Source organism: Longimicrobiaceae bacterium (assembly GCA_036375715.1).
Lineage (GTDB): Bacteria > Gemmatimonadota > Gemmatimonadetes > Longimicrobiales > Longimicrobiaceae > DASVBS01.
This window is the reverse complement of the sequence record DASVBS010000031.1, coordinates 164,469-177,361: the sequence shown is the minus strand read 5'-3', so window position 1 is coordinate 177,361 and position 12,893 is coordinate 164,469. Positions and strand designations below refer to the sequence as shown.

The 12,893-nt window shown below is 66.4% G+C and carries 14 protein-coding genes; 10 read left to right on the top strand and 4 right to left on the bottom strand.

What is annotated here, in order from left to right; translation table 11 throughout:
* The first annotated feature begins 77 nt into the window (after window positions 1-77).
* The 10 genes from VF167_06205 to VF167_06160 all read left to right on the top strand — a co-directional run bounded on the left by VF167_06205 (window position 78) and on the right by VF167_06160 (window position 7,796).
* Window positions 78-1,250 carry a flagellin gene (locus tag VF167_06205; GenBank protein ID HEX6925001.1) on the top strand — a complete coding sequence of 391 codons (1,173 nt, stop codon included), beginning with the start codon at window positions 78-80 and terminating at the stop codon, window positions 1,248-1,250.
* A 93-nt stretch (window positions 1,251-1,343) separates the two neighbouring features.
* Window positions 1,344-3,056, top strand: a complete 1,713-nt coding sequence (gene fliD / locus VF167_06200) for a flagellar filament capping protein FliD (GenBank protein ID HEX6925000.1) — start codon at window positions 1,344-1,346, stop codon at window positions 3,054-3,056.
* A complete protein-coding gene (locus VF167_06195; GenBank protein ID HEX6924999.1) occupies window positions 3,053-3,475 on the top strand; it encodes a hypothetical protein in 423 nt (140 codons plus the stop codon). Before fliD ends, VF167_06195 begins: the two co-directional genes overlap by 4 nt.
* 105 nt (window positions 3,476-3,580) lie before the next feature.
* Window positions 3,581-4,003, top strand: a complete 423-nt coding sequence (gene fliS, locus VF167_06190; GenBank protein ID HEX6924998.1) for a flagellar export chaperone FliS — start codon at window positions 3,581-3,583, stop codon at window positions 4,001-4,003.
* The gene (locus VF167_06185; GenBank protein HEX6924997.1) at window positions 4,000-4,527 is read left to right on the top strand and encodes a hypothetical protein; all 528 of its coding nucleotides are present in this window, start codon (window positions 4,000-4,002) and stop codon (window positions 4,525-4,527) included. Before fliS ends, VF167_06185 begins: the two co-directional genes overlap by 4 nt.
* Window positions 4,528-4,600: 73 nt before the next feature.
* The gene (locus tag VF167_06180) at window positions 4,601-4,921 is read left to right on the top strand and encodes a flagellar biosynthesis anti-sigma factor FlgM (protein HEX6924996.1); all 321 of its coding nucleotides are present in this window, start codon (window positions 4,601-4,603) and stop codon (window positions 4,919-4,921) included.
* A 49-nt stretch (window positions 4,922-4,970) separates the two neighbouring features.
* Window positions 4,971-5,537: a hypothetical protein gene (locus VF167_06175; GenBank protein HEX6924995.1), complete on the top strand. Its 567-nt coding sequence runs from the start codon at window positions 4,971-4,973 to the stop codon at window positions 5,535-5,537.
* A 152-nt stretch (window positions 5,538-5,689) separates the two neighbouring features.
* A complete protein-coding gene (locus VF167_06170; GenBank protein HEX6924994.1) occupies window positions 5,690-6,154 on the top strand; it encodes an EVE domain-containing protein in 465 nt (154 codons plus the stop codon).
* Between the two features lie 82 nt (window positions 6,155-6,236).
* Entirely contained in the window at window positions 6,237-7,148 is a 912-nt protein-coding gene (ligD, locus tag VF167_06165; protein ID HEX6924993.1) for a non-homologous end-joining DNA ligase, read from the top strand.
* A 54-nt stretch (window positions 7,149-7,202) separates the two neighbouring features.
* Window positions 7,203-7,796, top strand: coding sequence for a superoxide dismutase family protein (locus tag VF167_06160; protein ID HEX6924992.1), 594 nt, complete (start codon window positions 7,203-7,205; stop codon window positions 7,794-7,796).
* 205 nt (window positions 7,797-8,001) lie between these two features.
* Here the strand turns inward: VF167_06160 and VF167_06155 are convergent, their stop codons facing one another.
* The 4 genes from VF167_06155 to VF167_06140 form a co-directional block, all read right to left on the bottom strand.
* Window positions 8,002-9,600, bottom strand: a complete 1,599-nt coding sequence (locus VF167_06155; protein ID HEX6924991.1) for an alpha-amylase family glycosyl hydrolase — start codon at window positions 9,598-9,600, stop codon at window positions 8,002-8,004.
* Between the two features lie 302 nt (window positions 9,601-9,902).
* A complete protein-coding gene (locus VF167_06150; protein HEX6924990.1) occupies window positions 9,903-10,727 on the bottom strand; it encodes an SDR family NAD(P)-dependent oxidoreductase in 825 nt (274 codons plus the stop codon).
* A 456-nt stretch (window positions 10,728-11,183) separates the two neighbouring features.
* Window positions 11,184-11,546 (bottom strand): hypothetical protein, encoded by a 363-nt coding sequence (locus VF167_06145; protein ID HEX6924989.1) that lies wholly within the window; start codon window positions 11,544-11,546, stop codon window positions 11,184-11,186.
* 7 nt (window positions 11,547-11,553) lie between these two features.
* The gene (locus VF167_06140; GenBank protein HEX6924988.1) at window positions 11,554-12,807 is read right to left on the bottom strand and encodes an AI-2E family transporter; all 1,254 of its coding nucleotides are present in this window, start codon (window positions 12,805-12,807) and stop codon (window positions 11,554-11,556) included.
* Window positions 12,808-12,893 lie beyond the last annotated feature (86 nt).

Genomic DNA, 12,893 nt, shown 5'->3' with positions numbered 1-12,893 from the left:
TGTTTCCTCAGACGACCGACTTCGCGGACGTCGCGGGGAGCAAGGATGCTCCCGACAACATTCAGGGAGGAATCACCATGCGGATCAACACCAACATCTCGGCGCTCACCGCGCAGCGCAGCCTCGCGACCACCAACGCAGCCCTCCAGATCTCGACGCAGCGGCTCTCGTCCGGCTTCCGGATCAACCGCGCTGCCGACGACGCGGCCGGTCTCTCGATCGCCAACCAGATGCGCGGCGACGTGCGCGCACTCCAGGCCGCGCAGCGCAACGCGTCGCAGGCGAGCTCGGTTCTTCAGATCGCGGACGGTGCCACCAGCACCATCGCCACGATTCTGGACCGCATGAAGGAGCTGGCCACGCAGGCGGCCTCCGCCAACACCACGGACGACGCTCGTGGGGCGATCCAGGCGGAGTTCGAGCAGCTGCAGGCCGAGATCGACCGAATCGTGGGCAGCACCAAGTTCCAGGATCAGGTGCTCCTCAACGGCACCTTCGGAGTTCAGCTGGACGCCTCGTCTACGCTCATTGCGGCCGACTCGGATCCCGGGGGCGCCACCGGCACGCTCTACGCCAGTGACATCAGCATTTCGGGTGCGCGGGCAGGAGCAACCTACACGGTCGATACGACGTCCGTACCGGGTAAAATCACGTTGACCGGCAGCGTTGGCGGTGTGGATTTCGCCAGTCAGACGCTGGACATCCAGACGGGAACCACCGACGGCACGGTTCAGCGGTTCAACTTCGACAAGCTCGGCGTCTCGTTCTCCTGGTCGGGCGGGATCGCTGCAGACGGAAGCTCCGTGACCGGCGACGAGCTCCACGGCACCACGATCGTCACGGGTACCCAGGACGAAGCGGTCTTCCGCGTTGGCAACGGCACCGGCATCGACAGCACGATCGCGCTCTCGCTGGGCAACTTGAGCACTGCGGGTCTCAACATCGCTGACGCACGCCTCGCGACCATCACTGAGGCCCAGGATGCCATCACGTCAATCGAGAATGCTTACAGCACCCTGAACGACGTCATCGGCCAGATCGGTGCGGCACAGAACCGCCTCGAGTTCGCCAGCACGAACCTCGGCTCGATCATCCAGAACACCATGGCCGCCGAGTCGACCATTCGTGACGCGGACATGGCGTACGAGATGATGCAGTTCAGCAAGTACAACATCCTCGCTCAGGCCGGCACGGCGATGCTCGCCCAGGCGAACTCGCTCAGCCAGAGCGTGCTGCAGCTCCTCCGGTAAGCAGAGCTTCGGCAGTAGGCTGGTAAGAACCCCGGGGTTGGAGCCCGCTCCGACTCCGGGGACCAGCCGTAGCATCGCGCAGGGAGGAAACCCATGGATCCGATCGCATCGTTCGGCGGACTCGCCAGCGGCATCCAGTGGAAGGACATGATCGACGAGATCATGAAGCTGGAGTCCGCGCGCGCGGTCACCCCGCTCTCGAACCGGCTCTCGACGCAGCAGGCGCGCATCGAGGCCTGGAAGACATACGAGGGGCTCGTCAGCAAGCTGAAGAGCGCCAGCCTTGCCCTGCGCGACGGGACCTCCTTCGGGATCTACCAGGCGACCGCCGGTACCACCGCGTCCGGCCGCGCCGTCATCTCCGCCACGGCCTCGAGCGGCGCCTCCCCCGGTAGCTACCAGGTCGAGGTGAAACAGCTCGCGCGGGCGGCCAAGCTCAGCAGCACCGTCGAGGGGAGCGCCACCACCGCGCTTGGTCTCTCCGGTCAGTTCTTCGTCAACGGCCGCGCGGTCGAGGTGACCGCTACGGACACGCTGAACGACATCCGCGATCGGATCAACTCGGTCAACAGCGGCTCCGACGCCAGCGGCGTGACCGCCACCATCCTGACCACAGGGCCGAACGAGCACCGGTTGATCCTCACCGCGGATCAGACGGGCTCGCGCGGTATCGAGCTGGTCGACAGCGCCAGCAGCGGCGGGGTGCTCCAGCAGCTCGGCGTCCTGGACGCGACCTACACCGCGAACGTCTCACCCAGCGACGCGTCGCGCACGGAAACGCACCGCTTCAACGACAGCACCCGCACGCTCGCCGCCATGTTGGGGGTGAGCCCCTCGCCGCCCGAGACCACCATCGAGATCGACGGACGCAAGATCACGGTGGACCTGGCCACCGACACCCTCATCACGGTGATGAACAAGGTGGCCGCGGCGGGAGGATCGGCGAACCTGGTCGAGGAGATCATCGGCGGCCGCACGCACTACCGCCTCTCCGTGGAGGGGACGGTGAGCGCAGACCCGGACGCCAGCGATCCCGCGGCCAGCCAGCGGATCGTCGAGCTGCTCGGCTTCCAGCAGGCCGGCCGCGTGGGGGAGATCGCCGCCGGGACGGACGCGGAAGCCACCATCGACGGCTTCACCCTCACCAGCCGCAGCAACGTGCTGTCCGGGGCAATCGCCGGGGTGAGCATCAACCTGCTCGCCGCCGAGCCAGGCGAAGCGGTGGAGCTGACCATTGCCCGTGACACGGATGCCACGGTGGATGCGATCCAGGGCTACGTGGACGCCTTCAACGCCGTGCGCGACTTCGTGACCAAGCAGCAGACCGGCGGCGATGTCCTGGCGACCAATGGCACCCTGCGCACGACCGCTCGGTCGCTGACCGAGGTGATGCTCAGCGACGTCTCCGCCCTTGCCGGCAGCGAGCTCACCCGTGCCGCGAACGCAGGCGTCGCCCTCGACCGCGATGGGAAGCTCACGCTCGACACGGCGCGGCTGAAGGAGGTGCTCGAGAGCAATCCGAACGACGTGCGCACGCTCTTCCAGGAAGTCGGCCGCGAGATGTACGAGGCCTCGGACGCGATCGCGGCCTCCTTCACCGGGACCGTCGCCTCGCAGATCCGCTTCCTCGAGGAATCGAACTCCGCGCTCGAGTTGCGGATCGAGGACGCCGAGCAGCGCCTGGAGCTGCGCCGGCAGTCGCTGATCCGGCAGTACACGCAGATGGAGACGATGCTCAGCCGGATCCAGTCGCAGGGGAACTGGCTGACGCAGCAGTTCCAGTCAATGCAGCCGTCCGGTCAGTGAGTCCCCGCGACCTCGCCCACCGTATCGCCGCGAAGGACGCGGCTCCCGCACCCGAGCACAGCGGGCTGGAGCAGGCGCTAGGGGCCTGGAAAGAATTCTGCGGCCAGGCTGCCGCTGCACTGGAGCGGCGCGACCTCGATGCGCTGGAGATCGCGCTCGACCGCCGTGAGGCTCTGCGCCCGCACATCGCCGAGATGGTCTCACGCCTCGAAAGGCTGGACGACGAGGACGGGCTGCGAGAGCGCCTGCAGCAGCTCGAGCGGGATTCGACCGCCGCGGATGCCCGCCTGGTCGAACAGCTCCGGTCAGAGCTCCAGCGGCTGAAATCGGAGATCGAGGGGTTGGGCCGGGCCACCGCACCCGCGGTGGCCTACGCGTTTTCGCAGGAGCCGAGACACCGCTTGGACATCCGCAGATAGAAGCAAATTTTCCTTAACTTTCCTTCCTTTCCCGCCGATCTTTTTTGAGTAGATGCGGCCCTCGAGGCCTCGAGACAGAACCACGCTGACCGGACGGAAGCGTACATGAGCTACGGCTACGGAAGGAAGCAGACGGCTTATCTGGAAGCGGACGTGATGAGCCGTCCGAAGGAGTGGTTGGTCCCCCTGCTGTACGAGCACCTGGTGTCGAACCTGCGACGCGCGGCGGTGCAGATGGAAGTCAACGACGTGGCCGGTCGCACGGAGAGCCTGGACCGCGCCAGCGCGATCGTACTGGAGCTCGCGGCCTCGCTCGACCGCGAGGCCGGGGGTCAGCTCGCTCAACAGCTCTCTTCGCTTTACGCCTACTTCCTGACCGAGATCCTGCAGATCGGACTCACCCGGAGCGCTGAACGTCTCGAGAAGCTGACAGCGCTCGTGGCCGAGCTCGGCGAGGCGTGGACGCAGGCCGCCGAGCAGGTTGCTCCCCGAGCCACTGCACGCTCAGCCGCCGTATCCGCCGCGTGATCCTTCCGACACTCACCTATCGCGAAGCGCTCGCCCCTGCCGAACCGTCGGCGCCGGATGAGCCGATACTCGCCGAACGCCTGCGTGCGTGCGCCCGTCTGCTCGAGGCCACGGCCGATGAGCTCGTGGCGATGAGCAGCGGGGATGTGGTGAAGCGTCGGGAAGCGGCGGCGGCTCGCGCGGATCTCATACGAGAGCTCTGTGTCGCCCTGGAGGAGGAGCCGGCCGCGGCGGAAAAGGGCGAGGATGACGGGATGGGTGATCCCTCTGCTCACCCATCCCGCGATAGCGAGAGGGGGGCCCTGGAGGTGCGCCTTCCGCGCGAAGTGGCTAAAGTCCTCGCTGACGCGCTCGATGCATTGGAGGAGCGTGACGAGGAGGAACGACGCATGCAGGATCGTTGGGCGTCGCTCGAGGGGGACGCCCTGAAAGCGATACACGTTGGCGGCCGGATCATGTCCCTCCGTGCCGGCCGGTACCCGGAAGGTCGTCAGACCGACCCGCGCCTGGATCTGCGCTTCTGAAGCGAGCCTTCCGGCCGCTCAAGTTCCTGGCCGTAAGGTCGATAATCTAGTAGACCACCAGGAGATAAATTCTATGAAAATTCACAACCCCGGCAGCGAGATCCTGCGCTCCGGTTACGCCCAGGGCAGCCGCGGATCTACGGAGGGAGCGGCCCGCCCGGTGCCGTCCGCGCAACCGGTCGCGCCGGCCAGCCGTGGCGGTGATCGGGTCGAGATCTCGGAGGCCGGACGCGCTCTAGCCGCTCGCCAGGCTGACAACCTGGACGCGCGCGTGTCCGAGTTGACGCCGGAGCGCGTCGAGGAGATTCGCCAGCGGATCCTGGAAGGGGCGTACAACTCCATCCAGGTCGTGGACACGGTCGCTCGACGCATGCTCGAGCGGGGGGACATCTGAGGCGGAGCCAACCTGCCCCATGCCCTCGCCCACCGGGGAAAAATCTGGAATGAACGCAGAACTGGCCGAGCAGCTGCTCTACGAATCGGAGGCCACCCTTCGTCTCGTGGACTCGCTGCTCGGCGAGCTTCAGGACATGGAGAGCCATCTCCCGGCCGGCGTGGCCGGGATGCACGCACTGCAGTTGGGTGCGAGTGACGATGTGGATCCCGACGAGGACATTCCCGCACTACTCTCCAGCGCGTCCTCCGAAGCGCTCGAGCTGCTCGAGGCGCTCCGGCGAGGGCGCTCCGTCCTGGAGCGCACGTCGGCCGAGATCCGCTCCCGTCAGGACGGACCCCTTGAAGCCACCGCCGGCCGCGAGCTCCGCAGCGGCCTCGAGCGGGCGCTGCTGCTCGTAGACCGCCTGGAATCCGAGCAGGGCGCATCCCCCGTGCAGTCCCTCCTGCGCGACGAGATCCTCGAGCTACTCGAGGGCGTTCGCATTCAGGAGATCACCGAGCAGAGGCTCAGCTACGCCTGTAGCGTTCTCCAGGAGACCGAGCTACGGCTCGCCGCGATCGTCCAGCGCCTGACTCCCGAGCCGGCGAAGGTCGTTCCCTTCCGCGCCAGCTGATTTCGACAGCTTAACCGCAGAGGCCCTCACGACCTCTGCGGTTTCTACGTCCCGCCGCTATCATCTCCCCAGAAAGGCAACTTGTGCGGCTCGCCCTTCAGAGCCATTCTCCCCGCGCGTAGGCCAGAACCACCGCGTACAGGAGAATGGCGATGCCGCGCTACTGGCTGATGAAGAGCGAACCGAACACCTATTCGATCGACGACCTCGCGCGGGACAAGCGCACCTCCTGGGAGGGGGTGCGGAACTTCCAGGCCCGCAACTTCCTGCGCGACCAGATGCAGCCGGGCGACGGCGTCCTCTTCTACCACAGCAGCACCAACCCTCCCGGCGTGGCGGGGCTGGCGAAGGTGGTGCGTTCGGGTTATCCGGACCCTACCGCACGCGATCCGAACAGCCACTACTACGACGAGAAAGCGACCGAGAAGGATCCTCGCTGGTACATGGTCGACATCGAGTTTGTCGAGAAATTCCCGCACTACGTGCCGCTCTCGAAGCTCGGCGAGACGCCGGGACTCGAGGAGATGCTGGTGAACAGGAAGAGCCGCCTCTCGGTCCAGCCGGTCACGCCCGAGGAGTTCGAGATCGTACGTCGCCTGGGACACTCCGGGGAGTGAGGGTGTCCGAAGGCGGGTGTAGAACGGTTCTTGCGCCAACCCGCGCCACGGAATCCTCCCTCCCTCGCGGAGCCTGGGCCGCATGCCCGCTGAGATCGAGATCGAAGGGGTACGCTTCACCAATCCCGATCGGGTCCTCTACCCGGGTCAGGGGATCACCAAGCGCGGGCTCGCCGAATACTATCGGGCGGTCGCGCCCTGGATGCTCCCGCTGATCGAGGACCGGCCGCTCACGCTCCTGCGCTGTCCGCGCGGGCGGGAGCAGCAATGCTTCATCCAGCGTCGGGCCGAGGACAGCATCCCGGACAATGTCCTTCGGGTCGAGGTCACGCTGCGGGATGAGAACACCGAAACGGTCACCCATCTCGCGATCGACTCGCTCGCGGGGATTCTGGCCCTGGTCCAGATGGGCGTGCTGGAGCTGCATATCTGGATGGCGCGCCGCGACCGCCTCGACCGTCCCGACCGAATGGTGATGGACCTGGATCCGGACGAGAGTCTGCCCTTCGACGCAGTAGTGGAGGGCGCATTGCGCGTGCGCGAGTTGCTGGAGAAAGTTGGCCTGATTCCATTCGTGATGACCACGGGTGGCAAGGGACTGCACGTCGTGGTTCCCCTGCGGCGCACCGCAAGCTGGGACGCCGTACGCGAGGCTGCCCGCGGCATCGCTGAAGGGCTGGAGAGAGAGGCTCCTGAGCGATATCTCGCGCAGGCCTCGCGCGCAGCGCGCAAGGGCCGCGTCTTCGTGGACTATCTGCGGAACGGATATGGTGCTACGTCCGTAGCCCCCTACTCGACGCGGGCGCGCCCGGGCGCGCCCGTCGCCACTCCGCTCACCTGGGCGGAGCTTCAGCGGGGGATCGCACCGCGCGAGTTTGATGTGACAACCGTCCCCGCACGGATGCGCACCCTGCAACAGGACCCCTGGGCGGATTTCCGCGCGTCCGCGCGATCGCTCTCGCGCCGCGCGGTGGCAGCCCTCGCAGGAAGATGATCCACGCGGCCGCGCAAGGCGTGGTCGCTCCCACCCTCTAAGCCGAGGAGAACAATGCCGAAGAGAATCTCACTCTGTGTCGCTCTGCTGATCGCCGCCGCCTGTGCCACGGACGAGCCCGCGCAGGAAGGAACCGAGCTGCCGCAGGACGACTCTCTGGCCGGGGCGACAGACACGGCCGCAGGCGCCACCGCGCCCACGAGCGCAAGCGCCGAGCTGCGCAACGCGGACGGAGAGGTGGTCGCCACGGCGACTTTGCAGGAGACCGAGGCCGGGGTGCGCATCACCCTGAACGGAACGGCTCTACCGGAGGGAACGCACGCCTTCCATATCCATCAGGTGGGGGATTGCACGCCGCCGGACTTCAGCTCCGCCGGGAGCCACTTCAATCCCACCAACGCGCAGCACGGCCTGGAGAACCCCCAGGGACCGCACGCCGGCGACATGCCGAACATCGAGGTCACCGCCGACAGCACGGTTCAGATCTCCATCGACAACGACCGCGTGACGCTGGCAGCGGGCCCGAACTCGCTGTTCGATGCTGATGGCTCGGCGCTGGTCATCCATGCCTCCGCTGACGACAACGTGTCCGACCCCGCGGGCAACGCGGGCGACCGGATCGCGTGTGGCGTGATTACTCAGGGCTGAGCTGACGGGGTGACGGGGTGAACGGGGGGACGGGCTGACGGGGTGAACGGGTGAACAAAGCGGAAGTCGGTATCCCAGATCGATACCGGCCCCTTGTTTGACCTGTTAAGGGAGAAGAAGACGAAAGCTCGCCACGTATTGTCACCTTGTCACCCTGTCACCTTGTCACCCGATCACCTTGTCACCTTGTCACCTCACCCACCCCTCACCTCTCCAGCCTCACCACCATCCCCGCATTCGGCCCCAGCTCGACCCGGCGGCCGATCTCTTCCCCCTCGCGCTCCCGCCGGGTCGCCACCGCCACCCTACCCCGGCGCGCTTCCTCACCCCGATCGATCCGGTGGGGCTCCCCGCCTAGATTCAGCAGGATCAGGTAGCGCTCGTCGTCCTGGTGACGCAGATACGCGAGCACGTCCCCGTGGGCGGCAACCGGCGAAAACCCACCCACCTCGAGTGCCCGGGAGCCACGCCTCAGCTCGATCAGCCGATTGTAGAGGGAGAGGATCGAGTCGGGGTCGTCCCGCTGCACCTGCACGTTGATCGTCTCGTAGTCGTCCGCGATCGGCAGCCATGGCTCGCCGGTGGTGAATCCCGCATTCGCTTCGGGAGTCCACTGCATCGGCGTCCTCTGCGGGTCGCGGCCCAGCCCCATGCCCGGGACGTTCTTCTCGAAGGGGTCCTGGACGCGGTCCTGAGGAATGTCGACGTCGTGCATGCCGATCTCGTCGCCATAGTAGAGCGTCGGCGTGCCCCGCAGCGTGAGCAGCATCATGGCGGCCACACGCGCCTGCTCCGTGCCGACGCGGGTGGCGATGCGGTGCTGGTCATGGTTCCCCAACACCCAGTTCGGCCATCCCCCGGGGGGAATCGCCGCCTCGTATGCGTCGATGAGCTCGGCGATGTGGCGGGCGTCCCAGGGAGCCAGGATGAGCTGAAAGTTGAAAGGGAGGTGCGCACCGGACATATCCTCCCCGTAATAGGTGACCAGCCTCTCCAGGGGGAGGTAGATCTCGCCGATCATCACCCGGTCCTCGAACTCGTCGAAGACCCGGCGCATCTCGCGGATCACCTCGTGCACCTCGGGCTGATCGGCGGTGTGTACGGGGAGGTACTCGTCGTACGGCCTTTGATCCGGCGTCCAGGTGGGGTTGCGCGGATTGTCGCGGAACTCCGCGTCCTTGATCATGTGCCAGATCACGTCGACCCGGAAGCCATCCACGCCGCGCCGCAGCCAGAACCGCAACACGTCGTACATCGCCTGGCGCACCTCCGGATTGCGCCAGTTCAGGTCGGGCTGCTGGGGGAGGAAGGCATGATAGTAGTACTGGCCGGTAGTCTCGTCGAACTCCCAGCCGCTGCCTCCGAAGTTGCTCAGCCAGTTGTTCGGTGGCCCTCCGTCCGGAGCGGGGTCGCGCCAGATGTACCAGTCGCGCTTGGGATTGTCGCGCGAGGAGCGGGACTCCCGGAACCAGGGGTGCTGATCGGAGGTGTGATTGGGCACGAAGTCGAGGATGACTCTCAACCCTCGACCGTGCGCTGCCTGCACGAGCTCATCGAAATCGGCCAGCGTCCCGAAAACCGGGTGGATATCGCAGTAGTCGGAGACATCGTACCCGAAATCCGCCATCGGCGACGGGTAGATGGGAGAGATCCAGATGGCATCAACGCCCAGCCACCGAACGTAGTCGAGCCGCGACGTGATCCCCTTCAGATCCCCGACGCCGTCACCGTTCGAATCCTGAAATGAACGGGGATAGATCTGGTAGATGATCCCTCGCTGCCACCATCGGTACGGCTGGGGCATGGGCGTCGTTCTGAGTTCCGAGTTCTGAAAATGGGGAGCCAGGAGTCAGAAGAGAGAAGCTAGAAGCTAGAAGCTAGAAGCTAGAAGTCTCCCGATGCCGGCATCCAAGTCCCGCGCGACAGCCCGCTGCGCTGCGGCTCGGGCCTTCCGGCTCCTGGCTTCTGCTCCTGGCTCCCCATCCCCGTTCGTCTGAACTCCTAACTCCCAACTTCTCGCTCCTGGCTTCTAGCTTCCAATTTCTCCCCTATCTCGTCCCCGACCTGCCGGTAATTCCAACAATCTCCCCCGTCACGTAGCTCGCCTCATCGGAGGCCAGGTAGACGAAGGCGGGGGCGATCTCGGCAGGCTGCGCCGGGCGCTGCCAGACGGTATCGGATCCGAACTCCTTCACGTGCTCGTGATCCATGGTGGACGGAATGAGCGGGGGCCCAGACCGGCCCGGGCGCGACGCAGTTCACGCGGATCCCCTTCTCCGCCAGGTGTGCGGCCAGCGACTTGGTGAGCACGTGGATCCCGCCCTTGGTCGCGGCGTAGTCGATCAGCCCGGGGTTGCCGTCCATCCCCGTGATGGATCCCGTGTTCAGGATGCTCGAACCCGGACGGAGGTGCGCCACTGCCGCCTGCGCCATGTACAGGTACCCGATGACGTTCGTTCGAAAGGTCCGCTCGATCTGTTCTTCGCTGTAGTCGAGCAGGGACTTCTGCGACATCTGGTAGGCCGCGTTGTTCACCAGGATGTCCAGCCGTCCGAGCTCGCGGACGGTCTCCTCCACCAGCTCCACACACTGGCGCTTTTCGCGCACGTCAAAACGGCGGACCAGGCATCGCCGGCCCGCCTTTTCCACCCAGCGCCTGGTCTCCTCCGCGTCCGGGTCCTCTTTCTCGTCCAGGTAGCCGACGGCGACGTCAGCGCCCTCGCGCGCGAACGCGATGCACACGGCTCGCCCGATCCCGCTGTCGCCGCCCGTGACCAGCGCCACCCGACCCTCGAGCCTGCCGCACCCGCGGTAGCTCTGCTCCCCATGATCCGCCTGCGGAACCATCTCCTTCTCGATGCCCGGATAGTCCTGCTCTGGCACCGCCTCCGAGGGCGTCGCGCCCTCTCGAGGATCCTGTGGCTCTACCATCGCTCCCCTCCCGTGATCGGGCGTTTCGCGGCCGGTGTGCACGGGGCATGCCGGGGAGCGGCGGGGAGCAGCGGTGCGGAGGGCAGCGGCGGTGTTTGAGGGGCAGGCGGAGGTGTCAGGGCGGTCGGTGGCGGGGTGGACCCGGCGGGACAAGGGGACAAGGAGGGGGCGGTGGTGACAGGGTGAGGGGATGACAAAATGACAAGGTGACGGGGTGACAAGGTGGGCGGGTGAACGGGTGCCAGGGCGACGCGCTGATGGGTGAAGCAAAGCGAGGCAGCCAGATAGCTGTGGTAAGGCGGTCGAACCGGGTCATGCGCCGTCGCCCAAACCCGGGCCGGCCCGATCGGCCTCATGCGCAACGACGACCTTAAGGAGACCGGCAATTCACCCGCCCCGGTCTCTTTGTCACCCCCTCACCTTGTCACCTTGTCACCTTGTCACCTTGTCACCTTGTCACCTTGTCACCTTGTCACCCCCTCCACCGCCCGCCGTGCCTCCCCGCCGCCCCAGCACCCAAAGCGGCGCCGCCAGCGCGTACGCCTGCGGAGCCCAGCCAAGGAACGGGGGAACCACCAGCCAGCCCGCCCACAAGGCGGAGACGAGCAGGCCGCGCCGGCGGCGGCGGCGAGCCTGATGGGCTGCTTCGGTGCGCTCGGCCATGCCGGTCAGATCCCCGCGCCGCGCGCTCACCTGCGCCAGTCCGGAGGCGGTGGACTCTTCCGCGGCGCTCAGGCCCAAACGCACGATGGTCCGGGCCAGACCCCGCAGGATCGCGGCGACCCCGATCACCGCCAGAACCGCGACGATCGCCTGCACGCTGCGCCTACGACCGCTGCCCGAGGAAGAGCGGCGACTGCTGGTAGCGATCGACCGCAGTCCGCAGCAGGAGCTTGATCAGAACCGCCAGCGGAATGGCCAGCAGGAGGCCGACAAAGCCGAAGAAGAACCCTGCGACGGAGAGAGAGAGAATCACCCACACCGGATGGAGCCCCACGGAGTCTCCCACGATGCGCGGTCCGATCACGGATCCGTCCAGGAGCTGAACGACCCCGAAGACGATGGCAATCTTCAGCAGCGACATCAGAAAGGAACCGGAGAAAATGGCAATGATGAGAGCCGGAATGAGGCTGACGATCAGCCCCAGGTACGGCACCACGTTGAAGACGCCTGCGGTTACCCCGAGCAGCAGCGCATAGGGGAAGCCGACGATCCAGAAGCCGATCCCGGTCAGCAATCCCACCGCCGCCGCCGCAATGAGCTGTCCCCGCATATAGCGGGCGAGCAGGCCATCGTATTCCCGCGCAAAAGCCACGATCTGCGACTCGCGCGCCCTCGGCAGCAGCGAGCGAAGCCGCCCCAGCAGCGATTCCCAATCGCGCAGCAGGTAGTAGGTGAGGATGGGCGTGAGCACGAGGAATCCCAGCACCGTCAGGATCGCCCCCAGCCCTCGCCCGGCACCCAGCAGCCCGCGCCACGCCGCCTCCGCGATGGCGAGACGTCGCGCCTCCAGGAAGGACACGACCAGCTGCGGGTCGAACGCCCGTATGCGGGCGACCAGAGCCTCCTCGTCGACGAACGGGAAGTCACGCGCCAGCAACGTGGCCTCCAGGCGCGAAAGCCTCTCTGTCAGGGTGGCTGCCAGTTCCGGCACACTGGCGATGAAGCGTGCCACCTGCTGGCTGAGCGCCGGGATGCCGACCAGAACGACCAGCGCTACGGCCGCGAGAACGGGCAGAGACAGGAGGCCGATTGCAGCCGGGCGCGACACCCGCTCCGACTCCAACCGCAGAAGAAGCGGATGGATGATGTAGGCCAGACCTAGCGCCAGTACGAAGGGCGCCAGCAGGAATCCCGTCGTTTGCAGGATCCAGACGACGGTGAGCAACCCCGCCACCCCGACGAGCAGCAGGTGCGTCCGCGAACCGGCGAAGGGGGACACCAGCACGGCCAGCAAGACGAAGAGCAGAAAAGGGTTGAGGATGTCGCGCAGGCTGAAGAGGAAGCCGCCGAGGACGAATATCAGGGCAGCGATGTAGAACACCCGCCAGGTCCAGGAGTCCGATTCGGGACGCATCATCGGCAGCGACGGTGAGTGGATCGGAGGTGCCGCACGCGCGGAGTATAGGGAGCAACACCACTGACGAACAGAGCGCCCGGTCCCTG

Coding starts and splice junctions, on each gene's coding strand:
- VF167_06175 (HEX6924995.1), top strand. CDS start 4,971: ATGAACGCAGAACTGGCCGAGCAGCTGCTCTACGAATCGGAGGCCACC.
- VF167_06205 (HEX6925001.1), top strand. CDS start 78: ATGCGGATCAACACCAACATCTCGGCGCTCACCGCGCAGCGCAGCCTC.
- VF167_06140 (HEX6924988.1), bottom strand. CDS start 12,807: ATGATGCGTCCCGAATCGGACTCCTGGACCTGGCGGGTGTTCTACATC.
- VF167_06160 (HEX6924992.1), top strand. CDS start 7,203: ATGCCGAAGAGAATCTCACTCTGTGTCGCTCTGCTGATCGCCGCCGCC.
- VF167_06155 (HEX6924991.1), bottom strand. CDS start 9,600: ATGCCCCAGCCGTACCGATGGTGGCAGCGAGGGATCATCTACCAGATC.
- fliS (HEX6924998.1), top strand. CDS start 3,581: ATGAGCTACGGCTACGGAAGGAAGCAGACGGCTTATCTGGAAGCGGAC.
- fliD (HEX6925000.1), top strand. CDS start 1,344: ATGGATCCGATCGCATCGTTCGGCGGACTCGCCAGCGGCATCCAGTGG.
- VF167_06180 (HEX6924996.1), top strand. CDS start 4,601: ATGAAAATTCACAACCCCGGCAGCGAGATCCTGCGCTCCGGTTACGCC.
- VF167_06170 (HEX6924994.1), top strand. CDS start 5,690: ATGCCGCGCTACTGGCTGATGAAGAGCGAACCGAACACCTATTCGATC.
- VF167_06150 (HEX6924990.1), bottom strand. CDS start 10,727: ATGGTAGAGCCACAGGATCCTCGAGAGGGCGCGACGCCCTCGGAGGCG.
- ligD (HEX6924993.1), top strand. CDS start 6,237: ATGCCCGCTGAGATCGAGATCGAAGGGGTACGCTTCACCAATCCCGAT.